Raw genomic sequence first — 26,061 nt, 5'->3', positions numbered from 1 at the left:
GCCGGGCCCGGGACCAGAGGTCCCGGGCCCGGCCCGTTCGGCTGAGCCGCCGCCGTCAGCTGTGCGCGCGCAGCAGGCTGCGCATGGTCCGCATCGCCACCGACAGGTTCGCCAGGTCGAAGTCGTCCGAGCCCCGGATCTCCTCCAGGGTCGTCCGGGCCCGCCCGATGATCGCCGCGTTCTTCTCCTCCCACGCCTGGAAGCGCTCCTCGGGAGTCGAGGCGCCGTTGCCCACCGACAGCACGTCCGCGGTCAGCGCCGCGTGCGCCGCGAACAGGTCCTCGCGGATGGACGCGCGGGCCATGGACTGCCAGCGGTCGGCCCGCGGCAGCTCGATGATCCGGTCCATCAGCTGCGTGATGTCCAGGCGGTCGGCGAGGTCGTAGTACACCTCGGCGACACCCAGCGGGTCCACGCCCGTCCGGTCCGCGATCGCGACGATGTCCAGCGTCGGGAAGGCCGAGGAGAACCCGGCGACCTTCGCCGCCAGCTCCGCCGGCACGCCCTCGCCGGTCAGCTCGTCCATGACCAGCTGGTACCACTCCAGGTCCGCGCCGCGCACCAGCTTCGGCAGCTCCGCCCACACCTGGGCCACGCGCTCCCCGAAGAAGGCGATGGTCTCGGTGATCTGGAGCGGCTGCGGCCGGTTGTTGAGCAGCCAGCGGGTACCGCGCTCGACCAGGCGGCGCGAGTGCAGGCGCACCCGGGTCTGGACGTCCGCGGCCACCTTGTTGTCGAGCGCCTCCACCGCGTCCCACACCTCGGCCAGGCCGAAGATCTCGCGGGCCGCGAGCTGCGCCCGGACGATCTCCTCCGTGGAGGCACCGGTCTCCTCCCGCAGACGGTGCAGGAAGGTCGAACCACCGGTGTTGACGGTGTCGTTGACCAGGATCGTCGTGATGATCTCGCGGCGCAGCGCGTGCCCGTCGATCTGCTCGGCGAACTTGTCGCCCAGCGCCGCCGGGAAGTACGCGAAGAGCAGACGGCGCAGGTACGGGTCGTCCGGCAGCTCGGTGGCGATGAGCTCGTCCGCCGTCGTGATCTTCGTGTACGCGAAGAGCACGGCCAGCTCCGGCTGGGTCAGGCCCTTGCCGTTGTTCAGCAGCTCGCGGATCTGCCGGTCGGTGGGCAGGAACTCCAGCTCGCGGTTGAGCAGTCCGGCACCCTCCAGGCGGCGCATGAAGCGCTGCTGGGCGTGGAGCAGGCTGGGGGCCTGGGCCGAGCCGTTGGCCAGCGCTGTGTTCTGCGCGTAGTTGTTGCGCAGCACCAGACGGCCGACCTCGTCGGTCATCTGCGCGAGCAGCTTGTTGCGCTGCTTGACGGTCATGTCGCCGTCGGCGACGACCGCGTTGAGCAGGATCTTGATGTTCACCTCGTGGTCGGAGGTGTCCACGCCCGCGCTGTTGTCGATGGCGTCGGTGTTGACCTTGCCGCCCTCGCCGCCGGCGCCGCTGCGGGCGAACTCGATGCGGCCGAGCTGGGTCAGACCCAGGTTGCCGCCCTCGCCGATGACCTGCGCCCGCACGTCGCAGCCGTTGACGCGGATGGCGTCGTTGGCCTTGTCGCCGACGTCGGCGTGCGTCTCGGAGGTCGCCTTGACGTAGGTGCCGATACCGCCGTTCCACACCAGGTCCACGGGGGCCTTGAGGATCGACTGCATCAGCTCGGCCGGGGTCATCTTGGTGATGCCGGCCTCGATGCCGAGGGCCGCGCGCATCTGGGCGGTGACCGGTACGGCCTTCGCCGAACGCGGGTGGATGCCGCCGCCCGCCGAGATCAGCGACGGGTCGTAGTCCGCCCACGAGGAGCGCGGCAGCTCGAAGAGGCGGCGGCGCTCGGCGTACGAGGTGGCCGCGTCCGGGGTCGGGTCGATGAAGATGTGGCGGTGGTCGAAGGCGGCCACCAGGCGGATGTGCTCGGAGAGCAGCATGCCGTTGCCGAAGACGTCACCGGACATGTCCCCGACGCCGACGACGGTGAAGTCCTGGGTCTGGGTGTCGTGGCCGAGCTCGCGGAAGTGCCGCTTGACGGACTCCCACGCGCCGCGGGCGGTGATGCCCATGCCCTTGTGGTCGTAGCCGGCCGAGCCGCCGGACGCGAAGGCGTCGCCGAGCCAGAAGCCGTAGGCCTCCGCCACGCCGTTGGCGATGTCGGAGAAGGTCGCGGTGCCCTTGTCCGCGGCGACGACGAGGTAGGTGTCGTCCTCGTCGTGGCGGACCACGCTGCGCGGCGGCACGACCTCGCCGGCGACCATGTTGTCGGTGATGTCGAGCAGCGCCGAGATGAAGATCTTGTACGAGGCGATGCCCTCGGCGAGCCAGGCGTCGCGGTCCACCGACGGGTCGGGGAGGTTCTTGGCGACGAAACCGCCCTTGGCGCCGACCGGCACGATCACGGTGTTCTTGACCATCTGCGCCTTGACCAGGCCGAGGATCTCCGTGCGGAAGTCCTCGCGGCGGTCGGACCAGCGCAGGCCGCCTCGGGCGACCTTGCCGAAGCGCAGGTGGACGCCCTCGACGCGCGGGGAGTACACCCAGATCTCGTACGCCGGGCGGGGCGCCGGCAGGTCCGGGATGGCCTGCGGGTCGAACTTCATCGACACGTACGCGTGCTGCTCGCCGCGGGAGTCGAGCTGGAAGAAGTTCGTGCGCAGCGTCGCCTTGATGAGGGTGAGGAAGGCCCGCAGGATGCGGTCCTCGTCGAGCGAGGCGACCTGGTCCAGGGCCCCGTCGAGCTCCTCCAGCATGGCGTCCACGAGCTCGCTGCCGGCGGCCTGGCGGACGGGCGACATCCGGGCCTCGAAGAGCGAGACCAGCAGCCGGGTGGTGTGGACGTTGTTGCGGAGGGTGTCCTCCATGTAGTCCTGGCTGAAGGTGGAGCCGGCCTGGCGCATGTACTTGGCATACGCGCGCAGGACGACCGCCTGGCGCCAGGTCAGACCGGCGCTCAGCACGAGGGTGTTGAAGTTGTCGTTCTCGGCCTGGCCGTTCCATACGGCCGCGAAGGCGTCCTGGAAGCGCTCGCGGGCGTCGTCGCCGAGGTCGCCCGCCGAAAGCCGCAGGCCGAAGTCGTAGATCCACGCGTTCGTGCGGTCCGCGCAGCGCAGCTCGTAGGGGCGCTCGTCGGTGACCTCGACGCCGAGGCGCTGGAGCACCGGCAGGACGGCGGACAGGGAGACCTGCTCGCCGGCGCGGTAGATCTTGAAACGGCGCTCGCCGGGGCCCGCGCCGACGGGCTCGTACAGCGAGAGCGCGAAGTCCTTGTCGCTGCCCCGCAGCTTCTCCAGGTGCACGAGGTCGGCGACGGCGGCGCGCGGCGAGTGGTCGGCCTTGTAGCCCTCGGAGAAGGCGGTGCCGTAGCGGCGCAGCAGCTCCGCGGCGCGCTCCTCGCCGAGTTCGGCGTTGAGCGCCTGGTCGAATCCGTCGGCCCAGGAGCGGGCGGCCTCGACGAGGCGGCTCTCGATGCGCTCGACGTCGCCGTCGGTCAGCACGGGCAGCTCGGTGCCCTGCGGGACGCGGATGACGAAGTGGATGCGGGAGAGGATCGACTCGGTGTTCCAGGCGGTGAAGTCGATGCTGATGCCGCCGAGCTCCTCGCGCAGGATGTCCATCAGGCGCAGCCGCACACCGGTGGTGAAGCGGTCGCGCGGCAGGTAGACGAGCGCGGAGTAGTAGCGCCCGTACTCGTCCTGGCGCAGGTACAGCCGCAGCCGGCGGCGTTCCTGGAGGTAGAGGACGGAGGTGACGATCGACTGGAGCTGGTCGACCGGGGTCTGGAACAGCTCGTCGCGCGGGTAGGTCTCCAGGATCTGCGTCAGGTCGCGGCCGTCGTGGCTGGCCGGCGAGAAGCCGGCCCGTTCCAGGACCTCGGCGACCTTGCGGCGGATGACCGGAACGCGGCGCACGGACTCGGTGTACGCGGCGGAGGAGAACAGGCCGAGGAAGCGGCGCTCGCCGACGACGTTGCCGTCGGCGTCGAACTTCTTGACGCCCACGTAGTCGAGGTACGAGGGGCGGTGCACGGTGGAGCGGCTGTTGGCCTTGGTCAGCACCAGCAGGCGGTGCTCGCGGGCCTTGGCGCGGGCGTCGGCCGGCAGCCGGTTGAAGGACGGCGAGACCGGGTGGCCGTCCTCCTTGCCGCTGTGGTGCGGGTCGGAGCGCAGGATGCCGAGGCCGGTGCCGGGCACGGCGGCCAGGGCGTCGCCGTCGACGAGGTTGTACTCGCGGTAGCCGAGGAAGGTGAAGTGGTCGTCGGCGAGCCAGCGCAGCAGCTCACGGGCTTCTTCGAGCTCGTACTCGCGCAGGTCCGGGGCGGTGGGCTCGTCGGGCAGGCCGTCGGCGATGCGCAGCGCGGCCTCGCGCATCTTCTCCCAGTCCTCGACGGACTCGCGGACGTCGGACAGGACGCGCTGCAGGTCGACGGTGATCTGCTTGAGGTCGGCGCGGTCGGTCTCGCGGTCGATCTCGACGTGGATCCAGGACTCGACGAGGGAGTCGTGGGGGCGCTCCGTGCGGGGGCCGTGCGCGTCGCAGTCGGGGCCGAGGATCTCGATCAGCTTGCCGGTGATGTCACGGCGGACGACGACCTGCGGGTGGATCACGACGTGGATGCCGCGGCCCTGGCGGGACAGCTCGTTCGTCACGGAGTCCACGAGGAAGGGCATGTCGTCGGTGACGACCTCGACGACGGAGTGGCTGGAGGTCCAGCCGTTCTCCTCCACCGTGGGGGTGTGCACGCGTACGTTCGCGGTGCCCTGCGGCCGGTTCTCGGCCAGTCGGTAGTGGGAGAGCGCGGCTCCGAATACATCGACCGGGTCCCGGTCCGTGAGGTCCTCGGGCGCCGTGTGCAGGTAGTAGCGCTGGAGGTAGGAGAGGACCGCGTCCCGGTCCGGACGCTCTCCCTGCTCGGACCCAGTCGGAAGTAGCCCCCCGGCCGGGCTGTGCTCAGCTACCCGGGCCGCCCGTGCGAGCAGCTCGGCCTTTGCTTCGTCCAGCTTGGTCTGCATGTCCTCTGGCTCCTGTCGCGCGCCATTGCGTGACGTAGGTGAAGGAAGGAATGACATAGCGCCGCGAGGCGGGGTGTCCGTTCTGAATCGACGCTATGCCGTCGAGAGAGCCGACCGGGAGGGAATGAGCCAAGATCGGCCGAAGGTCCCGGTGGCGGGGATCAGCGATGGCCCGGGCACTGTCGTGCGCCGGGCGCAGGCCGGAGGCTCCAGTGCCCCCGATGGATATCGCGCTGATCACGGGTACAAGGCTATCCCGACCTACCCCCAGGTCGTCATTCGCTGCATCTGTACAAATCTTGGGGTGGAACTTTGACACTCTGGCCAGCGACGTTGCAGCCCGTCCGTGCAGCGGCCCGGCCAGTCGCTATTCGGCCAGCTCGCGAGCTGTCAGAACGGCCTCCGCCAGGGTGTCCACGACGGGGACTCCGGCTGATTCCAGACTACGGCGGCTGTGCGAACCACCCGTGTAGAGGACGGCGCGGGCGCCGACGTGAGCGGCCGCGAGAGCGTCGTCCACGGCGTCTCCGATGAGGACCGTACGGTCGGCGGTCACCCCTGTCGCGTCCAGGGCCTGCATGTGGCGTACGAGATGTCCCGCTTTGGACGTGTGGGAGGGGCCGGTGCGGCCGTCGACGCGCAGGAAGTGCACGTCGATGCCGTGGGCGCGCACGAGCGGGACGAGTCTGTCGTGGGGCGCGAGGGACAGCAGGGACTGGGTGAGCCCGTCGCGCTGCCACTCCCCGAGCAGTTCCCGGGCCCCCTCGGCGAGCCCGGAGTCCGCGGCGGCGGTCCAGTAGTGGCGGTGGAAGGCCTCGTCCATGACGAGCCACTCCTCCTCGGTGGGCAGCCGTCCCATGAGGCGCTCGTAGAACTTCGGCACCGGTACGACGTACAGCTCGCGGTACGTCTCCAGGGTGATCGGCGCGAAGCCCAGCTCGGCGAAGGAGGCGTTCGTCGCGGCTATGACGGCGTCGATGTCGTGGAGCAGCGTGCCGTTCCAGTCCCAGACGATGTGGTTCGTGTGCGTCATTTCAGCAGCCCCGGGATCTCCTGGACGCCGAACCACAGCAGCTCGTGCTCCTCGGCCCCGTCGACGGTGGACTGCGCGTCCTCGTCCCCGCCGTCGGCCGCGGGCAGGGCCAGGGCGGCGGCGGCCACGTCCTCCTCGGCGTCGTCGGCGTCCACGTGCACGGCGGCGGCCACGGTGAGCCGCACGGCGGCGGCGAGGCTCACCTGGCCGAGGGTGGCCTCGTCGGCCGCGGGGGTGGCGGTGGCGGCCTTGTCGTCCACGTCGAGGGCGACGACGACGCGCCGGCGGGGCGCACCCGGGTCTGCGGCGATCAGCCGCAGCGAGGCGGCCGCCGCGCGGCCCAGTGCCGCGTACTCCAGCTCCTCGATGTCGTCCGAGACGTACCACTCGCGCAGGCCGGGGGTGACGGCGTACGCCCGCACCGGGGCGGGGCCCAGCTCACCCGCCTTGTGCACCTCGGCGAGCCCGGGGAGGGTCAGGGGGACGTACACGCGCATGGCCGGCTGCTTTCGGTAGTCGGAAAACGCACCCAGGATACGACTCGGAGGTGGTCGGCCGGGGTCCGGCAGGGTGACGGCCGCCGTACCCCATCGGGCTGCCGCGGCCCGCGGGGCGCCCGTCCACCCGCGGCCCCCACCCGCCATCGGACCGCCCGCGCCGCAGCGGGGCCGGCACTCGGATAGGTGAACCGGGCCGACGGCCGGCCGGGGCCGGCCGGTGGTTGCGGAGCGTGTTCGCCGACCGTAGAAGGTCCCCATCAAGTTACCGCCCGGTACCACCCGGGCCCGGCCTGCTCGGGGGCAGATCGCGATGGACACCACGACGCGCGGCACGATCGGCAGCTACGGCGGCCGCCGCCGGCCCGCCGGCCGCTCCGGAACCCGCCCCGCCGGGCGGCGCGACCAGCGGCGGCCGGCGGGCCCCTCGGCGCCCACGGCGCCCGCGGCACCTGCGGGGCCCTCAGGGCCGGTACGCGGACCGCACACCGGCCCGCACCACTGGTTCGCCGAACGCCTCCTGGCCGTGGTCAGCGGCCGGCGCCCCGTCCACTCGCTCCTCGGCCACACCATCGGCCCTGCCTACCAGCAGCTGGTGAACCTGGCCCCCGCAGAGCACCACCTGCGCGAGCGACTGTCCCCGGTCGTCCGCCAGTGCGGCCGCTTCATCCCCGGCCCGGGCGTCATCGAGGCCTTCGCCCGCATCGCCACCGGCGACCGCCTGACCGCGATGGCATTCCGCCTCGAACAGGGCCAGGACCTCCGCTGGCGCTGCGCGGCGGTGGAAATCCAAGGCCCCCTGCCGTGACCCTCCACGCTCTCCCACCCGCCTCCACAGGAGGCGCGGCGGCCGCGGGCCGGGAGGCCTGCAGGGGGAGCAGGGGGGCGGGCGGCCCCCTTGTCCTTCAGCCCCCGGCGCTTGACGCGCGGGGGTCCGGGGCGGAGGGCCGTCCTGTCACCCCCCCGCCGGCGCCCGAGGCGCGGGGGGCCTGAGGCGGCGCCCCCGCAACGGCGCCGCACCCGCGGCACCGAACCGTCACCCCCGCGGGAGCGAAACGGCCGGGGCCGGACACCTCACGGTGTCCGGCCCCGGCCGACAGCTCAACCCGGCAAGCGGGTCACTTCTTGCGGCGGCGCCCGCCGGCGGCCTTCTGCGCCTTGCGGCGCTCGGCCCGGGTCATCCCGTCGCCCGCGTCGCTCTCGAAGTCGCCCTCGATCACGCCGCCCTCGCCGTCGACCGTCGGCGCGGAGAAGTGCAGCCGGTCCGGGCGCTGCGGCGCGTCCAGCCCCTTCGCCCGGATCTCCGGGCGGGCGGCCGCGGCCGCCGGCTCCTTCGTCAGCGACGGCGCGGCGTCCTGCACCGGAAGCTCCTCGACCTGCTGCTCGACCTGGACCTCCAGGTTGAACAGGTAGCCGACGGACTCCTCCTTGATGCCGTCCTGCATGGCGTTGAACATGTCGAAGCCCTCGCGCTGGTACTCGACCAGCGGGTCCTTCTGGGCCATCGCGCGCAGGCCGATGCCCTCCTGCAGGTAGTCCATCTCGTACAGGTGCTCACGCCACTTGCGGTCCAGCACCGACAGGACCACGCGGCGCTCCAGCTCGCGCATGATCTCGGAGCCGAGGGCCTTCTCGCGGGCCTCGTACTGCTCGTGGATGTCGTCCTTGACGGACTCGGCGATGAACTCGGCGGTGATGCCGGCGCGGTCGCCCGCGGCCTCCTCCAGCTCCTCGATGGTGACCTTCACCGGGTAGAGCTGCCGGAAGGCGCTCCACAGGCGCTCCAGGTCCCACTCCTCGGCGAAGCCCTCGACCGTCTCGGCCGCGATGTACGCGTCGATCGTGTCGTCCATCATGTGGCGGACCTGCTCCTGGAGGTCCTCGCCCTCCAGGACGCGGCGGCGCTCGCCGTAGATGACCTCGCGCTGGTTGTTGAGGACCTCGTCGTACTTCAGGACGTTCTTGCGCGTCTCGAAGTTCTGGGTCTCGACCTGCGACTGGGCCGACGCGATCGCACGCGTCACCATCTTGTTCTCGATCGGCACGTCGTCCGGCACGTTCGCCATGGCCATGACGCGCTCGACCATCTGGGCCTTGAACAGGCGCATCAGGTCGTCACCCAGCGACAGGTAGAAGCGGGACTCGCCCGGGTCGCCCTGTCGGCCGGAACGGCCGCGCAGCTGGTTGTCGATACGGCGCGACTCGTGGCGCTCGGTGCCCAGCACGTACAGCCCGCCGAGCGCCTTGACCTCCTCGAACTCCGCCTTCACGGCGGCCTCGGCCCGGGTGAGCGCCTCGGGCAGGGCGTGCGCCCACTCCTCGATGTGCTCCTCGGGGTCCAGGCCGCGCTGGCGCAGCTCCGCCTCGGCGAGGTCGTCCGGGTTGCCGCCGAGCTTGATGTCGGTACCGCGGCCGGCCATGTTGGTGGCCACGGTGACCGCGCCGCGGCGGCCGGCCTGGGCGACGATGGTCGCCTCACGGTCGTGCTGCTTGGCGTTGAGCACCTCGTGCGGGATGCCGCGCTTGGAGAGCTGCTGGGAGAGGTACTCGGACTTCTCGACCGACGTCGTACCGACGAGGATCGGCTGGCCCGTCTCGTGCTTCTCCGCGATGTCGTCGACGACGGCGGCGAACTTCGCGACCTCGGTCCGGTAGATCAGGTCGGGCTGGTCCTTGCGGACCATCGCGCGGTTGGTCGGGATCGGCACGACACCGAGCTTGTAGATCTGGTGGAACTCGGCGGCCTCGGTCATGGCCGTACCGGTCATGCCCGAAAGCTTGGAGTACAGGCGGAAGAAGTTCTGCAGGGTGATCGTCGCGAGGGTCTGGTTCTCGTCCTTGATGTCCACCCCTTCCTTCGCCTCGATCGCCTGGTGCATGCCCTCGTTGTAGCGGCGGCCGGCGAGGATACGGCCCGTGTGCTCGTCGACGATCATGACTTCGCCGTCGATGACGACGTAGTCCTTGTCCTTCTTGAACAGTTCCTTCGCCTTGATGGCGTTGTTCAGGTAGCCGACGAGCGGGGTGTTCACCGACTCGTAGAGGTTCTCGATGCCGAGCCAGTCCTCGACCTTGGCGACACCGGCCTCGTGGATGCCGACGGTGCGCTTCTTCTCGTCGACCTCGTAGTCGCCGGTCTCCTCGATGCCCTTGAGCGGCTGGCCGGCCTCACCCTTGGTCAGGCGGGTGACGAGCTTGGCGAAGTCCGCGTACCACTTCGTGGCCTGGTCCGCGGGACCGGAGATGATCAGCGGGGTACGGGCCTCGTCGACGAGGATCGAGTCGACCTCGTCGACCACGGCGAAGTTGTGGCCGCGCTGGACGAGCTCGTCCTGGGACCACGCCATGTTGTCGCGCAGGTAGTCGAAGCCGAACTCGTTGTTCGTGCCGTAGGTGATGTCGCAGTTGTACTGCTCACGCCGCTGCGCAGGCGACATGTTCGCCAGGATGCAGCCGACGGTCAGACCCAGGAACTTGTGGACGCGGCCCATCATCTCGGAGTCGCGCTCGGCCAGGTAGTCGTTCACCGTGATCAGGTGGACGCCCTTGCCGGACAGTGCGTTCAGATATGCGGGCAGGGTGCCGACGAGGGTCTTGCCCTCACCGGTCTTCATCTCGGCGACGTAGCCCAGGTGCAGCGCCGCGCCGCCCATGATCTGGACGTCGTAGTGGCGCTGGCCGAGGACGCGCTTGGCCGCCTCACGCACGGTCGCGAAGGCCTCGGGCAGCAGGTCGTCCAGGCTCTCACCGTCCTGGAAGCGCTGCTTGTACTCGTCCGTGAGAGCCCGCAACTCGGCGTCGGAGAGGTTGACGAAGTCCTCTTCGATGGAGTTGACCTGGTCCGCGATGCGGTGCAGTTTGCGCAGGATCTTGCCTTCGCCTGCACGCATGAGCTTGTTGAAGACGGACACCGAGGTTTGTCTCCTTGCCGGTCGGGCCTGGGCACTGTACGTACACGGGCACGGCAGGTGGGCCCCACCGCAACGGCCATCGTAAGCGAGGACGCGGCCGCGTCGGGAGGTCCGCCGTCCCCACGAGGGCACGGGTGCCCGGATTGAGAACGTACGGGGGACACCGAAGGTGCCGCATCGCCCGGGGGGATTCCCGAAAAGTGTTCGCCCCGGGCCACGCCGCGGCAGCAGAATCCGCGCATGGAGCCCACCACGCTGACCACCGAGCGCCTCGTCCTCAGACCCTTCGTCCCCGAGGACGCCCCCGAGGTGCACGCCGCCTGCCAGGACCCGGAGATCCAGCGCTGGAACGAGGTCCCCTCCCCCTACGGGCGGGCGAACGCGGACACCTGGGTGAACGAGACGGTGCCGGCCGGCTGGCGCGAGGACACCGCGTACAGCTTCGCGGTCCGGCTCGGGGCGGCCGGCCCGCTGGTGGCGGCCCTGGGCGTACACCCCCGCGGTGAGTCCGTGTTCGAGATCGGCTTCTGGGCGGTGAAGGAGCACCGGGGCCGGGGCTACGCCACCGAGGCAGTCGGCGCCGCCGCCCGCTGGGCCTTCACCGAGCTCGGCGCCGGGCGGCTGGAGTGGCGGGCCGAGGCCGGCAACGCGGCCTCCCGTGCAGTCGCCGAGAAGGCCGGCTTCCGGATGGAGGGGGTGCTGCGCGCCGGGATCTCCCACCGCGGCACCATGCGCGACTGCCGCGTCGGCGGCCTGCTCCCCTCCGACCTGAACCTGCCGTCACGGCTGCCGTACCTGCCGTCGCCGACCCGCTGAGGCCTGTCAGTGGTACGCCCTAGGCTTCGGCGCATGACCAGCCTGCCCCCGCCGACCGTGTCCCTGTCCGCCGACGAGGCCCGCCGGATCGCCCTGCGCGCGCAGGGCTTCCTCGGAGCCCCCGACCGACGCGGCGGGGTCCGCGGGGTCCTGCGCCACCTGGGCGCCGTCCAGCTCGACACCATCTCGGTCCTGGCCCGCTCGCACGAGCTGATCCCGTACGCACGGCTCGGCGCGGTCGGCCGGGACGCCGTGGAGAAGGCCTACTGGACCGAGCGGCACGCCTTCGAGTACTGGTCGCACGCGGCTTGCATCCTGCCCATCGAGGAATGGCCGCATTTCGCCTTCCGCCGCCGGGCCAACCGGGCGCGCGGCCACCGCTGGCACATCCTGCAGGACAAGCAGCACTCGACGCGGGCCGTCCTGGAACGGCTGAAGGCGGACGGCCCGCTGACGTCCACCGAGCTGGGCGGCGCCAAGAACGGCGGCGAGTGGTTCGAATGGTCCGAGACGAAGATCGCGGTCGAGTGGCTGCTCGACACCGGCGAGGTGGTCTGCAGCGAGCGCCGCGGCTGGAAGCGCGTCTACGACCTCCCCGAGCGGGCCGTGCCGGACGCACTGCTCCACGACGACCTGGACGACCGCGAGTGCCTGCGCCGGCTGGTCGCCCTGGCGGGCCGCTCCCTCGGCGTCGGCACCCGCGCCGACATCGCGGACTACCACCGGCTCAAGGGGGAGCAGTTCGACGCGGTGGTCGCGGACTCCGGGCTGGTCCCGGTGGAGGTGGAGGGCTGGGGCAAGCCCGCCTGGGCGGACCCGTCGGCCCTGGCGACGGCTCCGCGGGGCCGCCACCGCACGACGCTGCTGTCCCCCTTCGACTCCCTGGTCTGGGACCGTCCGCGTACGGAGCGGATCTTCGGCTTCACCCACCGCCTGGAGGCGTACGTCCCCAAGCCGAAGCGGATACACGGGTACTTCGCGATGCCGCTGCTGGCCGGCGGGCGGCTCCAGGGCCGCGTCGACCCGGCCCGCGAGGGCCGCACCCTCGTCGCCCGGCAGCTCTCCCTGACCTCACCCGGGGCCGCGGCTTTGATGGCGCGGGCCCTGCGGGAGGCGGCGGAGTGGGTCGGCTGCGACGCGGTCCGAGTGGAGCGTGCGCAGAACGCCGCCGAGGCCTCGGCGGTGACGGCCGAACTGGCGGCACTGGGCACCTGACCGGGCCGCAGCCGCCCCCGCTGGAGGCGGCGCGGGCCCGCCTAGCGGATCTCCAGGATCTTCTCCCGCATCGCGTAGACCACGGCCTCCATCCTGGAGTGCAGCTGGAGCTTCTCCAGGATGTTGCGGACGTGGTTCTTCACGGTGTTCTCGGAGATGAACAACTCCTTCGCGATGTCGCGGTTGTTCATACCGGTGGCCACCAGCTTGAGGACCTCCAGCTCCCGGTCCGTCAGCCTCGGCGCCGGCACCAGCCGCCGCTCGTCGGTGCGCTGGATCATCGACTTGAACTCGGTGAGGAGCTTCGACGCCATCGACGGGCTGATCTGCGACTGGCCGTCGGCCACCGCCCGGATCGCCGTGGCCACCTCGTCCGTGGAGATCTCCTTGAGGAGGTAGCCGGTCGCGCCCGCCTTGATCGCGTCGTAGAGGTCCGCCTCCTCGTCGCTGATCGTGAGCATGATGATCTTCGCGGAAGGGGCCACCTCCTTGATCGAGGTGCACGCCTCGATGCCTCCGCGCCGGGGCATCCGCACGTCCATCAGCACGATGTCCGGCAGCAGGTCGGCCGCCTTGTCGACCGCCTCCGCGCCGTCCCCCGCCTCGCCGACGACCTGGATGTCCTCCTCCTGCGCGAGGACGATCTCCAGCCCCCGCCGGAAGAGCGCGTGGTCGTCGACCACCAGGACCCGGATGGGCTCCCCGGCGGGCGCACCGTCGGTTTCCTCCGACGGGTCCGCCCCGCGGCAGGCCGCGCCGTCGTCCGCGCGTACCGGACCGAAGCTGTCCGCCATCGTCCCTCCCCCTGCATGGTGCTGAGTTGCCGGGCCAACCGGACACGTTCCGCAGCCGGTTGACTGCCCGCCATGATTCCATGCCCGCACCACGGCGTGGGGGATGCCGAAAGACCTCCTGGCGCATTACCCGCCATGCAGGTGCCCCCGCGGAAGCGCCGGAGCGTCCCGCGGGGGCAGCGAACGGTCTGATCAGCCGCCGAGCGCGCCGCCCGCGCCGCCCCGCGGCTCCTCCGAGCTGGAGGCCCCGTCGGGGTTCACGTGGATGACGCCGTAGTCATAGGCGTGACGCCGGTAGACGACACTGGGCAACTTCGTCTCGGAGTCGACGAACAGATAGAAGTCGTGGCCGACCAGCTCCATCTCGTACAGAGCCTGGTCGAGCGACATGGGCGCGGCCGAGTGGGTCTTCTCGCGGACGATGAGCGGGCCTTCGCCCTGCACTTCGATGGGTCCGATCCGGGTGATCGGAACGCCGTCCGTCTTCTCCTCGGTGACCGGCTGGCCACTGCCGTTGAGCGACGCGACACCCGGCACGACGTCGGCGACCTCCGCCGCCGAGAGCCGGCCGTTGCCACGGCGGGTGTAGCGCTTGTCGTGCTGCTTGCGCAGCCGGGCCTCCAGCTTGTCCTGAGCGAGGTCCAGCGCCGCGTACGCGTCGGCCGCCGCGGCCTCGGCCCGGATCACCGGGCCCCGCGAACGCAGGGTGATCTCCACGCGGTCGGAACGGTCGGCCTGGCGCGGGTTGTGCTCCTTGGACACCTCGACGTCCAAGCTGATCACCTTGGCGTCGAGCTTCTGGATCCGCTCCGGATTCAGCTTCTCGGCCACGTGCTTGCGGAACCGCTCGGGCACCTCGGTCTTGCGGCCCTTGACGACGATGTCCACGCAGAACTCCGTTCCCGGATAGCTCCGCCCGACGGGGCGAAGCGTCTCCCTTTCGCACCAGACTCCGGTGAAGGCCGGAGCCTCGGACTTGGCGACTTTCACCTCCTCCTCCCCCATCGGCAAGATCTACACCCCACCGACTTCGGAGTCGAGAGAACAGCCTCCTGAGTTCCTTACAACCGAACATATCCCTGTATGACGGTTGTCGGCACCCGCTACCGGCACGTACTTCCAGTCCAGTGGCCGTTCCCTCGTACTACCTGCAACGATGGGCCTTCCCCTCCAGTTCCAAATGTATTCACGGGATTTTCCTCCCGGAGACGTTGCAGGTCACCGCGCCTCCGCCGCCGGAGCCCGCGCGAAGGAGTCCTCCGGCGCGGCGACCACCGCTGCCCGCAGCCCGGCTCCCGGCCGCGCCAGGCCCGCCGCGCGCACCGCCCGGGCCGCCTCGGCCAGCGTCGCCCCGGTGGTGATCACGTCGTCCACGAGTACGATCCGCGCCCCTCCCGTCAGCCGCGCCCCGTCCCGGTGCACCGCCAGCGCCCCGGCGAGGTTCTCCCGGCGTTCCCGGGCCCCCAGGCCCGCCTGGTCCGCCACCGCACGCCGCAGCCGCAGTACGGGCGCCACGCGCGCGGGAACCCCGGCCCGCCGCAGCCGCCCCGCCGCGGCCAGGGCGATCCGGCGTGTCGGATCGTGCCCGCGCGCCCGCACCTGCCGCCGCGCTGACGGGACCGGTACCAGCGCCACCTCGCCCCGCCCGGGCCCCGTCCCGCCCGCCAGGACGGCCGCCGCCAGCGCGGCGCCCAGCACCCCGGCCAGCGGAAGCGCCCCGCGCTCCTTGTGGGCCAGCAGCACGGCGCGTACGGCCCCCTCGTAGACGGCGGCGGCCTGGACCATCGGCAGCCCCTCGGGACGCGGAGACGGCCGCACCAGCCCCGCCACGGCCCCGCTGAGCACGCACCGGCAGTCGGCGCACACCAGGACGCGGGCGGCACCGCACCCGGCGCAGTCGACCGGCAGGACCAGCCCGGCCAGCTCCAGCCACCACCCCCGCATGGCTCCACACTGGCGGCCCGGCCGACGGGCCGCCACCCCTGTGGACAACCGGCGGCGGCCCGGCCGACGGGCCGCCACCCCTGTGGACAACCGGCGGCGGCCCGGCCACAGGCCGCACGACGGGGACGGGCCGCACCCCGGCCACAGGCCGCATGCCGGCCACAGGCCGCACGCCGGGGACGGGCCGCGCCTCAGCCCGGGTAGACCGGGGAACGGCCGCCCGCGGCCACCGTGCGCCACTGCGCCCCCGGCGGCAGCCACACGATCCCGTCCTCCGAGTACGCCACGACCGGCTTCGGCTTCGACTCGTCCTCCGCCGCCGCGACCGCGACCTCGGCCAGCCCCGTCGCCCCCGGCAGGCTCGCCGCGACCATCGAGCCGTCCGCCAGCATGTAGCGGGCCTGCTGCACCCCGCCCTTCTCGCGGCCCACCACCAGCAGCCGGCCCCGCGGCGCCCAGCTCATCGCCGTCACGTCCGCCATCTGCGGGGCCGCCGGACGCAGCTCGCGCACCGACACCGCCGAGACGTCGCCCTTGGCGTCGGGCCTCTCGATCCGCCCGATGTAGAGGATCCTGCTGTTCGGGTCCTGCTCCAGCAGCAGGGCGATCCGCGCACCGTCGGCGGACGCCTTCAGCGACACGATCCGCCGGCTGTCGAGCCCGGCCACCTGCACCCTCTCGGGCGTCCCGGTCCCGCCCGGCACCCGCCACAGCCCCGGGTGCTGCGGATCGCGGTCCGCGACCCACAGGTCGCCCGAGGCGTCCCAGCTGGGCGTCGTCAGCGTCTCCGCCTTGCCGCCCCTGCCGATGGGCACCTGCGCCGGCATCGGCCCGCCCCCGCCCAGCGGCACCACGTACAGCCCGTGTCCGTCCTCCGAGACGACGGCCGCGCGCCGCTCGTCGTGCGAGACCGCCGCCGAGCTGACCTTGAACACCGGAACGGTCGCCAGCGGCCCAGGAACCGGCTCGGTACGGGTCTGCTGGTCCTCGCTGCTCACGTCGAGCTTCATCCGGACCAGCCGCTTCTCGTTGTCCACGAAGTACTGGAACTCCGGGATCTTGGGCCGGTTGGCGATCGCGTCCGCGCTCACGGAGGTCACCGAGCACAGCGACGACGTCTTGTCGTCGGAGGAGCGCAGCAGTTCGACCTGGTCGAGCCGGGACCCCGTCAGGTCCTTGACCGTGTACAGGAGTTGGGTGGCCATCTTCTTGCACTGCGGCTGCGCGATGTTGCCCACCTTGTCGTTGAGGGGCACGCGCAGCGTGTTCTGGCCGTCGTACGAGAGGGACTTGGTGCCTGTGCGCAGTTCCGTACCGGTGGGGAAGCTGGACTCCACGACCGGCGCGAGCCACCGGGACGGCCCGGCGAGCAGCGACTGGACGGTCTGCGTGGTCGGGTCCATCCGTGAATCGGGGTCGGTGCGCTGGCGCACGTAGACCGGGTCGGCGACGAGCGTGCCGCCGGCGAAGTAGTACTTGTTCACCGGCATGTAGATGCGCTGGAAGTCCGACTCACTGAGCACGAGGCCGCTCGGCGGCGTCGAGATGCGCCACTGCTTGTCCTCGTCCTGGACGAGCTGCAGCTGCTCCTCGTACTCCCGCGCCCCGGTCTGCGGCTGGTACGCGCTGTGCTCGTCGACGGTCGCGAGCTTCTTGCCCGTCACCTTCCAGCGGGGCCCCTCGGGGTCCTTCTCACCGCGAACCGCGACCCGGTTCAGGCCGGACGAGAGCACGGTGACGGCGGAGCCCGGCTTCCAGGACTTCGCGGCGGCCGGCGTGAGGTACTTGCGGGCGGTCTCCAGCTGCGGGTCGTCGCTGGTCATCGCTTCCAGGAAGCCGTCGACGATCTCCGCCGGCGTGGCCTTGTCCGCGGGCGGCACGCCGAACACCCGCACCTGCGAGTCCACGCCCTGCGAGGCGTCCACCGCGCGGATCTCGCCGCTGTCGGGCATCGAGGCGCAGCCCGCCAGGAGCAGCCCGGCCGTTCCGAAGGCGTACGCCCGCGCAGTGCGCAGGCGCCGGCCCCTGACCCGTGCGCTCCCCCACCGCGCGTCCACGGGCTCACCCTCCATCGGCTCGATCCTCCTGTTGTGCCTGCTCGGCCGGGCGGGCCACGACCCGAGCCCCGTTCCCCGGAAGGGCGGTCGGGTCGGCGGGCACCGACTGCGCCCCGGCCACGGGCGAGCGCGGCGGTATCGGCGAGCGGTCCCCGGCATCGGCCGCCGCCCGCTCCGCCCCGCTGCCCGACACGACCGCGGCGTCCGCGGCGGCCCTGGCCCGGTTGGCCCGGGAGTCCTCGGGCTCCAGCGGGATGGGCGAGCCCCGCAGGGGCTCGTCCGCCGTGCGCGGCAGCGTCAGCCGGAACTGCGAGCCGCCGCCCGGTTCGCCCCAGGCCTGCAGCCAGCCGCCGTGCAGCCGGGCGTCCTCGACGGCGATGGACAGGCCGAGGCCGGTCCCGCCGGTCGTGCGCGCCCGAGCCGGGTCGGCCCGCCAGAAGCGGTTGAAGACGCGGGTGGCCTCGCCGGGCTTGAGCCCGACGCCGTAGTCCCGTACGGCCACGGCGACGGCACCGCCCGCGGACGCCAGCCGCACCACCACGTCGCGCCCCTCGCCGTGCTCCACGGCGTTGACGACCAGGTTGCGCAGCACCCGCTCCACGCGCCGGGCGTCGGCCTCGGCGATGACCGGCTGGGTGTCCCCGAGAACCCGGATGCGGGTGCCCTTGTGCTCGGCGAGCGGCTCGGCCCCGTCGATGACGCGGCGCACGACATCCCTCAGGTCGATCGGCTCGGCCTCCAGGGCGGCCGCGCCCGCGTCGAACCGGCTGATCTCCAGCAGGTCGGCGAGGAGCGACTCGAAGCGGTCGAGCTGCCCGGCGAGCAGTTCGGCGGAGCGCGCGGTGACCGGGTCGAAGTCGACCCGGGCGTCGTGGATGACGTCGGCCGCCATCCGTACCGTCGTCAGCGGGGTGCGCAGCTCGTGCGAGACGTCCGAGACGAAGCGGCGCTGCATCCGGGAAAGCTCCTCCAGCTGCTGGATCTTGAGCTGGAGGTTCTGCGCCATCTTGTTGAAGGCCTCGCCGAGACGCGCGATGTCGTCCTCGCCGGTGACCTTCATCCGCTCCTGGAGCCGGCCGGCCGAGAGCCTCTCGGCGATCCCGGCGGCCATCCGTACGGGGGTCACGACCTGGCGTACGACAAGCCAGGCGATGCCGCAGAGCAGGACCACGACGAACAGCCCGGCGGTCACGATCGTGACCTTGATCAGGTTGAGGGACTCCTCCTCCTGCGTGAGCGGGAAGAGGTAGTACAGGTCGTACGGGTCCCCGTTGATGTCGGTCAGCCGCTTGCCGACGACCAGAGCCGGCTCGGGTTCCTTCTTGTCCGCCCCGCTGGTGTAGCGGATCTCCGAGAACGTCTTGAACGTGCCGGTGGCGTGGTTGACGGCCCGGCGCAGGCTGATCGGCACACTGGCCGTGGGATCCACGTTCCCGGAGGCCCGGGCGCCGCGGACGCCCTGCGCGCCAGGCTGGGGCTGCTCCCCGGTGCCGGCGCCGAGCGCGGCCACCTCGAAGGCGGTCTGCCCGCCACTGGCCAGCTGCTTGACCAGCGAGTTCATCCACGTACTGGCATCACGGCCGACCTTGTTGTCGGTCGCGTCGGGCCCGTCCACCGTCGCGGGGGTGTTGGCCTTCTCCTGCGCCACCGCGAACCCGCCCGCTGCCTGGCTCTGCGCGGCCTCCTCCTTGGCGTCGAGGAGGCCCTTGCTGACCTGCGCGATCACGACGAAGCCCAGGGCCAGGACCACGGAGAGCGAGATCAGCAGGGTGGCCGCGACCACCCGGAGCTGGATGTTGCGGCGCCACAGCCGGACAGCCGGAAGCAGCGGCCGTCGCACGAGACGTACGAACAGCCGCAGCACCCTGCCGGCGGGCGCCCCGTCCCGGAGCAGCCTTCCGGTCCACAGGCGGGAACCGCCCCGGACCCTGCCCGAGGTGCCGGACTGCACGTCAGCTGGGTCCGGCCTTGTAGCCGACACCGCGCACCGTCACGACGATCTCGGGACGCTCCGGGTCCTTCTCGACCTTGGAGCGCAGACGCTGCACATGCACGTTGACCAGGCGGGTGTCCGCCGCGTGCCGATAGCCCCAGACCTGCTCCAGCAGCACCTCGCGGGTGAAGACCTGCCAGGGCTTGCGCGCGAGCGCGACCAGCAGGTCGAACTCGAGCGGCGTCAGGGCGATCGAGACGCCGTCGCGCTTGACCGAGTGCCCGGCCACGTCGATGACCAGGTCACCGATGGCCAGCTGCTCGGGCGCGGGCTCCTCCGACCGGCGCAGACGCGCCCGGATACGGGCCACCAGCTCCTTCGGCTTGAACGGCTTGACGATGTAGTCGTCGGCCCCGGACTCCAGGCCCACGACCACGTCCACCGTGTCGCTCTTGGCGGTGAGCATGACGATCGGCACGCCGGACTCGGCCCTGATCAGCCTGCACACCTCTATGCCGTCCCGTCCGGGCAGCATGAGGTCCAGCAGGACCAGATCGGGCTTCGCCTCCCGGAAGGCGGCCAGCGCCTTGTCACCGTCCGCTACGAACGACGGCTCAAAACCTTCTCCCCGCAGCACAATGCCGAGCATCTCGGCCAGCGCGGTGTCGTCGTCGACGACGAGGACGCGTCCCTTCATGGTTGACATCATCCCATTAGCCAATCGTGACAAGGCGGTGAGCTGTCCCACAGCCAAAAGGGCTGGAAATCGCCCCTCGGACCTGCGTGGACACCTGCTCGACCGGTCTGACCCGGATCCGGGCGACAATTGAAGGTACGGGCTGCCGGGCATCCGGGGGGACGGCTGGTCCGTTCGGGGTCCTCACGTGGCACGATGGCAGCGACCAGCGCCCCCGCCGCAGCAGGTGGATGTGAAGGAGCGACGATGAACGACTCTCCGGGCTGGGCTACGCCCGGATCCTCTCCGTCCGACGGCGATCGGCAGGGGACCCCCGCCGACCGGCCGGGCGACGACGGCGGCGCGCAGCAGCCCGCACGGCCCACCGGCGACCCCAAGTGGTCCGCCGAGCAGCCGCCCCCCGGCCAGTGGTCGAGCCCCGGCGCGACCCCTCCCGCCGACGCCCCGCAGCCCCCTGCGCAGCCCGCCGGCGGCTGGGGATCGCAGCCCGGCACCCCGTACGGCGGCCAGTACGCCCACCCGGGCGGGCCGGGCCGGTGGAACCAGCCCCCCGCGGCCAAGCCCGGGGTGATCCCGCTGCGCCCGCTGGGCCTCGGCGAGATCCTCGACGGCTCGGTCGCCACCATGCGCACGCACTGGCGCTCCGTCGTGCCGATCACGCTGGTCGTGGCCACGGTCATCCAGGTGATCAGCGTCCTCGTGCAGAAGTTCATGCTGAGCGACCTGCCCCTGAGCTCGACCGAGGACATGACCGCCGAAGAGGCGATCGACACCCTCGGCAGCTCCCTCGCCGTATCCGTGGTGAACCAGTTCATCCAGGTCCTGGGGACGATCGTGGTCACCGCGATGCTCACGATGATCTTCAGCCGGGCCATCCTGGGTCAGCACTCCTCGGTCTCCGCCGCCTGGCGCGAGGCCCGCCCCCAGCTGCTGCGCCTCATCGGTCTGACGCTGCTGCTGGCCCTGGGCATCATCCTGCTCGGCGCCGTACTGGTGCTGCCGGGAGCCCTCGCGGGCAACATCGGCCTGGCCGTCGTCGGCTTCGTCGCCTGGCTGCCGCTGATCATCTGGCTCGGGATCAAGTTCAGCCTGGCCTCTCCCGCCCTGATGCTGGAGAAGAGCACCGTCATCAAGGCCTTCACGCGCTCCTCCAAGCTCGTCGGCGGATCCTGGTGGCGCATCTTCGGCATCACGCTCCTGACCGGCCTGATCGCCTTCATGGTCGCGCTGATGGTCGTGGCGCCGTTCCAGATGGTGGGCATCTTCGCCTTCGGCGGCGGCATGGACGCCCTGGAGGACGGCAGCGCCCAGACCGCGTGGGCACCGCTGATCTTCTCCGGCATCGGCCTGATCATCGCCCAGACGATCATCATGCCCATCCAGTCCGGCGTCACCGTCCTCCTCTACGTCGACCAGCGCATCCGCCGCGAAGGCCTCGACCTCGAGCTCGCCCGGGCGGCCGGCATCGAGAACTACGGCACGACCGGAGGCTGACCCACCGATGATGAGCACGGGGGGCCTCATCACCCGCACCGCGGCATTCCTGCCGGGCGCGGAGACACCACCGGTCACGACACCGCGCACGCCCGCCCAGGAGGCGGCGGAGCGCGAACTGTCCAAGCCGATGTACCACGAGAACGACCCGAGCCTGGTGGACCGCGCCCTGCGCGCGTTCTTCGACTGGCTCGACGACCTGTTCGGCGCCGCCTCCGGGGCGACCCCCGGGGGCGCCGTCGGCCTGGTCGCCGTCCTCCTCCTGGTCGTGCTCGCCGTCGCCGCCCTGTGGTGGCGCCTGGGCTCCCCCCGCCGCACGGCCGCGTCCGCGGGCACCCTCTTCGACGACGGGGTCCGCAGCGCGGCCGACCACCGCACCGCCGCCGAGGCCCACGCCGCCGCCGGCCGCTGGACGGAAGCCGTCCAGGAGCGCATGCGCGCCGTGGTCCGCTCCCTGGAGGAGCGCACCCTGCTCGACCCGCGCCCGGGCCGCACCGCCGACGAGGCGGCCGCCGAAGCCGCGGTGTCCCTGCCCGACCACGCCGCCGACCTCCGCGCCGCCGCCCGGACCTTCGACGACGTCACCTACGGCGGCCGCACCGCGGACGCCGACGCCTACACACGCCTGCGCTCCCTCGACCTCACCCTGGACCGCGCCAAGCCGCTCCTGACGGGACCCACCGCATGACCGGCCGCACCCAGGACCCCGAGGACGCCCCGAACGCCCGGCGCACCCCGTCCCCCACCGGCGGTCCCGGCGGGGCCGGGAGCATGCCGGGGCGATCCCCGCAGGCCGCCGAACGCGCCGCCGCCGCGCCTTCCGACCACGAGGGCCGTTCGGCGTCCGATGAGACGCCCCGGCGCGCGCACGGCGCCGCCGGAACCTCCCACGCCGCGGCCAGGGCCACCGCCGAAGCCCCCGCCGCCGGTACGGGAGCGCCCCGTGGCGGCACCGGAGCCGCCGCCGGTATCCGCAGGGTCCGCCGTACCGCCGCCGTCCTCGCAGTCCTCGCCGCCGGCGCCGTCATCCTCGCCGTACTGAACTCCGGCACCCGCCACGGCCACCTCGACCCCCGCTCCGCCGACCCCTCCGGCAGCCGCGCCGTCGCCGAGCTCCTCAAGGAGCGCGGCGTCACGACCCGCGTCGTCACCACCGCCCGCGAGGCCGCGGACGCGACCGGCCCCCGCACCACCCTCCTCGTCACCGGGCCCGACCGGCTCGGCGCCACCCAGCGCAGTGTCATCCGCTCGGCCATCGACCTCTCCGGCGGCCGCACCGTCCTCCTCGCCCCGGGCGAACACAGCCTCTCCGACCTGTCCCCCGGGGTCCGCACCGAGGGCGACGCCGCCACGGACGACCTCGACCCCCGCTGCACGCTGCCCGCCGCCGGCTCGGCCGGCCGCGCCGGCACCGGCGGCGGCCTCCGCTACACCACCGCCCTCCCCGGAGCCACCGCCTGCTACCCCAGCGGCGGCCATCCCACCCTCCTCGTCCTCCCCACCGGCACCACCGGCGGCGACACCGTCCTCCTCGGCTCCGAGACGATCCTCCTCAACGAGAGCCTCGCCGAGGAGGGCAACGCCTCCCTCGCCCTCCAGCTCCTCGGCTCCCGCCCGGACCTCGTCTGGTACCTGCCGTCCCTCGCGGACTCCGACGCGGGCCCGGGCTCCGGCGACGAGGACAAGACCCTCTTCGAACTCGTCCCGGCCGGCTGGTCCTGGGCCCTGCTCCAGCTCTTCCTCGCCGCCGTCATCGCCGCCCTGTGGCGCGCCCGCCGACTGGGCCCCCTCGTCACCGAGAAACTGCCCGTCGCCATCCGCGCCTCCGAGACCACCGAGGGCCGCGCCCGCCTCTACCGCAAGGCCGGGGCCCGCGACCGCGCCGCCACCGTGCTGCGCGCCGCCACCCGCGAACGCCTGGCCGCACTGGTCGGCGTACCGCCCACCCGGGCCCACGAACCGGCCGCGCTGGTCCCCGCCGTATCCGCCCGCCTGACCGGCGGCCCCCGGGAGGTGTCCGCCCTCCTCTTCGGCACCACCCCCTCCGACGACGCGGCGCTCGTCGCGCTCGCCGACCACCTCGACGCCCTCGAAAGAGAGGTCCGCACGTCATGACGTACCCGGCCACCGAGTCCACGGCCGCGACCGCGGACAGCGCCCGCGCCTCCCTGGAGGCGCTCCGCACCGAGATCGGCAAGGCCGTGGTCGGTCAGGACTCCGCCGTCACCGGCCTCGTCGTCGCCCTGCTGTGCCGCGGCCACGTCCTCCTCGAAGGCGTACCCGGCGTCGCCAAGACCCTCCTCGTCCGCGCGCTGGCCGCGTCCCTGGAGCTCGACACCAAGCGCGTCCAGTTCACCCCGGACCTGATGCCCAGCGACGTGACCGGCTCGCTCGTCTACGACGCCCGTACCGCCGAGTTCTCCTTCCAGGACGGCCCGGTCTTCACGAACCTCCTCCTCGCCGACGAGATCAACCGGACTCCGCCCAAGACGCAGTCCTCGCTCCTGGAGGCGATGGAGGAGCGCCAGGTCACCGTCGAGGGCACCCCCCGAAGGCTCCCCGAGCCGTTCCTCGTCGCCGCCACGATGAACCCGGTCGAGTACGAGGGCACGTACCCGCTGCCCGAAGCGCAGCTGGACCGCTTCCTCCTCAAGCTCACCGTGCCCCTCCCCTCCCGCGAGGACGAGATCGGCGTCCTGAGCCGCCACGCCGCCGGCTTCGACCCCCGCGACCTCAAGGCCGCCGGCCTGCGTCCGGTCGCCGGCCCGGCCCAGCTCGAGGCGGCCCGCGAGGCGGTCGCCCGGGTCTCCGTCTCCCCCGAGATCGCCGGCTACGTCGTCGACATCTGCCGCGCCACCCGCGAATCGCCGTCGCTCGTCCTCGGCGTCTCCCCGCGCGGCGCGACCGCCCTGCTGGCCACGTCCCGCGCCTGGGCCTGGCTCACCGGCCGCGACTACGTCACCCCCGACGACGTCAAGGCCCTGTCCCTCCCGACGCTGCGCCACCGCGTGCAGCTGCGCCCCGAGGCGGAGATGGAGGGCGTCACCGCCGACGCCGTCATCACGGCGATCCTCTCCCACGTCCCCGTCCCGCGCTGATGGCCCTCACCGGACGCGCCGCCCTGCTGGCGGCCCTCGGCAGCATCCCGGTCGGCGTCCTGGAGCCGAGCTGGGCGGGCATGCTCGCGGTCAACGGCCCGATCGCGCTGGCCTGCGCGGTCGACTACGCCCTGGCCGCGCCGGTACGCAGCCTGGTACTGGCCCGCTCCGGCGACAGCGCGGTACGCCTCGGCGAGCAGGCGGACGTCCATGTGACCATCACCAACCCCGGCAACCGCAGGCTCCGGGCCCGCGTCCGCGACGCCTGGCCCCCGAGCAGCTGGACCCCGGGCACGGAGGTGGCCGCCTCCCGCCACGAGGTGGCCGTCCCGGCGGGTGAGCGCCGCCGCCTCACCACGCGGCTGCTCCCCACCCGCCGCGGCGACCGCCGTGCCGACCGCGTCACGATCCGCTCCTACGGCCCGCTTGGCCTGTGGGCCCGCCAGGGCTCGCAGGCGGCGCCCTGGACGGTCCGCGTGCTGCCCCCGTTCACGAGCCGCAAGCACCTTCCCTCCCGGCTGGCCCGGCTGCGCGAACTGGACGGCCGCACCAGCCTCCTGACCCGCGGTGAGGGCACGGAGTTCGACAGCCTGCGCGACTACGTGCCCGGGGACGACACCCGTTCCATCGACTGGCGTGCCACGGCCCGCCGGCACAAGGTGGCCGTGCGCACCTGGCGTCCCGAACGCGACCGGCACATCCTGATCTGTCTCGACACCGGCCGCACCTCGGCGGGCCGGGTCGGCGACTCCCCGCGCCTGGACTCCTCCATGGACGCGGCCCTCCTCCTCGCGGCCCTGGCCACCCGCGCAGGCGACCGGGTGGACCTCCTGGCCCACGACCGGCGCCCGCGCGCCCAGGTACAGGGGCGGGCGGCGGCAGACGTCCTGCCGTCGTTCGTGAACGCGATGGCCACGCTCGAACCGGAACTGGTCGAGACGGATGCCCGCACCCTGGTGTCCACCATCCTCCGCAGTGCCCCGCGCAGGTCGCTGGTGGTGCTCCTGACGAGCCTGGACGCCGCCCCGATCGAAGAGGGCCTGCTCCCGCTCCTTCCGCGTCTCACGCAGCGCCACACGGTCGTGCTGGCTTCGGTGGCCGATCCCCACGTCGCGGCGATGGCAGCCTCCCGGGGCAGTGTGGATGCGGTGTACGAGGCCGCGGCCGCCACCCAGACCCAGGCCCAGCGCAGGCGTACGGCCGACCAGCTGACCCGCCACGGCGTCCACGTGGTCGACGCCACCCCGGACACCCTGGCCCCCACCCTGGCCGACGCCTACCTCGCTCTCAAGGCCGCGGGCCGCCTGTAGGAAGTCGCCCCACTGCACGACTCTCAGCGACACGAAGCTGAGCCGTGAGGGTGAGAGGACTGGACGTGGGGTATCCGCCGGGGACACCGTTACGGCCGGCGGCCCAAGCCTCGACCGAGCAGCCTGACAAGACCTCCCGCCGTGGTGACATGGGCCGCCTCCGCCACCGGGTCACCCGACCGGCCCGTGAACGCAGAAAAGCCCCGCACCAGAAGGTGCGGGGCTTTCCCACAATGATTGTTCGGCGGCGTCCTACT

At 72.2% G+C, this 26,061-nt stretch carries 18 protein-coding genes; 8 read left to right on the top strand and 10 right to left on the bottom strand.

Annotated elements, in window-relative coordinates:
- Positions 1-55: 55 nt before the first annotated feature.
- The 3 genes from ACZ6JS_RS03815 to ACZ6JS_RS03805 all read right to left on the bottom strand — a co-directional run bounded on the left by ACZ6JS_RS03815 (position 56) and on the right by ACZ6JS_RS03805 (position 6,535).
- Positions 56-5,005, bottom strand: coding sequence for an NAD-glutamate dehydrogenase (locus ACZ6JS_RS03815; protein WP_469295584.1), 4,950 nt, complete (start codon positions 5,003-5,005; stop codon positions 56-58).
- A 367-nt stretch (positions 5,006-5,372) separates the two neighbouring features.
- Positions 5,373-6,038 (bottom strand): HAD family hydrolase, encoded by a 666-nt coding sequence (locus ACZ6JS_RS03810; protein ID WP_469295583.1) that lies wholly within the window; start codon positions 6,036-6,038, stop codon positions 5,373-5,375.
- The gene (locus ACZ6JS_RS03805; RefSeq protein ID WP_469295582.1) at positions 6,035-6,535 is read right to left on the bottom strand and encodes a DUF6912 family protein; all 501 of its coding nucleotides are present in this window, start codon (positions 6,533-6,535) and stop codon (positions 6,035-6,037) included. Before ACZ6JS_RS03805 ends, ACZ6JS_RS03810 begins: the two co-directional genes overlap by 4 nt.
- A gap of 313 nt (positions 6,536-6,848) precedes the next feature.
- Here ACZ6JS_RS03805 and ACZ6JS_RS03800 point away from each other — a divergent pair, with 313 nt between their 5' ends.
- Complete coding sequence (locus tag ACZ6JS_RS03800) at positions 6,849-7,343, top strand: Rv3235 family protein (protein WP_469295581.1); 495 nt, start codon at positions 6,849-6,851, stop codon at positions 7,341-7,343.
- Positions 7,344-7,653: 310 nt separating this feature from the next.
- On the opposite strand, the gene secA is transcribed toward ACZ6JS_RS03800, so the two are convergent.
- Positions 7,654-10,446: a preprotein translocase subunit SecA gene (gene secA / locus ACZ6JS_RS03795; RefSeq protein ID WP_469295580.1), complete on the bottom strand. Its 2,793-nt coding sequence runs from the start codon at positions 10,444-10,446 to the stop codon at positions 7,654-7,656.
- 240 nt (positions 10,447-10,686) lie between these two features.
- On the opposite strand from secA, the gene ACZ6JS_RS03790 reads away from it, so the two are divergent.
- On the top strand, positions 10,687-11,262 hold the full coding sequence (locus tag ACZ6JS_RS03790) for a GNAT family N-acetyltransferase (RefSeq protein ID WP_469295579.1): 576 nt from the start codon (positions 10,687-10,689) through the stop codon (positions 11,260-11,262).
- A gap of 33 nt (positions 11,263-11,295) precedes the next feature.
- The gene (locus ACZ6JS_RS03785; protein ID WP_469295578.1) at positions 11,296-12,477 is read left to right on the top strand and encodes a winged helix-turn-helix domain-containing protein; all 1,182 of its coding nucleotides are present in this window, start codon (positions 11,296-11,298) and stop codon (positions 12,475-12,477) included.
- Positions 12,478-12,518: 41 nt separating this feature from the next.
- Here ACZ6JS_RS03785 and ACZ6JS_RS03780 read toward each other — a convergent pair whose 3' ends face one another.
- The 6 genes from ACZ6JS_RS03780 to mtrA all read right to left on the bottom strand — a co-directional run bounded on the left by ACZ6JS_RS03780 (position 12,519) and on the right by mtrA (position 19,914).
- On the bottom strand, positions 12,519-13,271 hold the full coding sequence (locus ACZ6JS_RS03780; RefSeq protein WP_030847541.1) for a response regulator: 753 nt from the start codon (positions 13,269-13,271) through the stop codon (positions 12,519-12,521).
- 192 nt (positions 13,272-13,463) lie between these two features.
- Positions 13,464-14,159, bottom strand: coding sequence for a ribosome hibernation-promoting factor, HPF/YfiA family (gene hpf, locus ACZ6JS_RS03775; RefSeq protein ID WP_469296373.1), 696 nt, complete (start codon positions 14,157-14,159; stop codon positions 13,464-13,466).
- Between the two features lie 330 nt (positions 14,160-14,489).
- Positions 14,490-15,215 (bottom strand): ComF family protein, encoded by a 726-nt coding sequence (locus tag ACZ6JS_RS03770; protein ID WP_469295577.1) that lies wholly within the window; start codon positions 15,213-15,215, stop codon positions 14,490-14,492.
- Between the two features lie 191 nt (positions 15,216-15,406).
- Positions 15,407-17,287: an LpqB family beta-propeller domain-containing protein gene (locus tag ACZ6JS_RS03765; RefSeq protein ID WP_469295575.1), complete on the bottom strand. Its 1,881-nt coding sequence runs from the start codon at positions 17,285-17,287 to the stop codon at positions 15,407-15,409.
- The gene (gene mtrB / locus ACZ6JS_RS03760) at positions 17,277-19,136 is read right to left on the bottom strand and encodes an MtrAB system histidine kinase MtrB (protein ID WP_469296371.1); all 1,860 of its coding nucleotides are present in this window, start codon (positions 19,134-19,136) and stop codon (positions 17,277-17,279) included. The genes ACZ6JS_RS03765 and mtrB overlap by 11 nt, the downstream gene beginning before the upstream one ends.
- Before the next feature lie 88 nt (positions 19,137-19,224).
- Positions 19,225-19,914 (bottom strand): two-component system response regulator MtrA, encoded by a 690-nt coding sequence (gene mtrA / locus ACZ6JS_RS03755; protein WP_214949728.1) that lies wholly within the window; start codon positions 19,912-19,914, stop codon positions 19,225-19,227.
- A 234-nt stretch (positions 19,915-20,148) separates the two neighbouring features.
- On the opposite strand from mtrA, the gene ACZ6JS_RS03750 reads away from it, so the two are divergent.
- From ACZ6JS_RS03750 to ACZ6JS_RS03730, 5 genes are read left to right on the top strand one after another with little or no spacing between them, the layout of a single operon-like run.
- Positions 20,149-21,396 (top strand): DUF7847 domain-containing protein, encoded by a 1,248-nt coding sequence (locus ACZ6JS_RS03750; RefSeq protein WP_469295574.1) that lies wholly within the window; start codon positions 20,149-20,151, stop codon positions 21,394-21,396.
- Positions 21,397-21,406: 10 nt separating this feature from the next.
- Positions 21,407-22,084 (top strand): DUF4129 domain-containing protein, encoded by a 678-nt coding sequence (locus ACZ6JS_RS03745; protein WP_469296369.1) that lies wholly within the window; start codon positions 21,407-21,409, stop codon positions 22,082-22,084.
- A complete protein-coding gene (locus ACZ6JS_RS03740; protein ID WP_469295573.1) occupies positions 22,081-23,511 on the top strand; it encodes a DUF4350 domain-containing protein in 1,431 nt (476 codons plus the stop codon). Before ACZ6JS_RS03745 ends, ACZ6JS_RS03740 begins: the two co-directional genes overlap by 4 nt.
- The gene (locus ACZ6JS_RS03735; protein ID WP_469295572.1) at positions 23,508-24,494 is read left to right on the top strand and encodes an AAA family ATPase; all 987 of its coding nucleotides are present in this window, start codon (positions 23,508-23,510) and stop codon (positions 24,492-24,494) included. The genes ACZ6JS_RS03740 and ACZ6JS_RS03735 overlap by 4 nt, the downstream gene beginning before the upstream one ends.
- Entirely contained in the window at positions 24,494-25,804 is a 1,311-nt protein-coding gene (locus tag ACZ6JS_RS03730) for a DUF58 domain-containing protein (protein WP_469295571.1), read from the top strand. The genes ACZ6JS_RS03735 and ACZ6JS_RS03730 overlap by 1 nt, the downstream gene beginning before the upstream one ends.
- Positions 25,805-26,061 lie beyond the last annotated feature (257 nt).

It is taken from the genome of Streptomyces sp. NPDC046349, assembly GCF_055587885.1.
The sequence above is the reverse complement of the archived record's forward strand: the minus strand, read 5'-3'. Positions and strand labels throughout refer to the sequence as shown.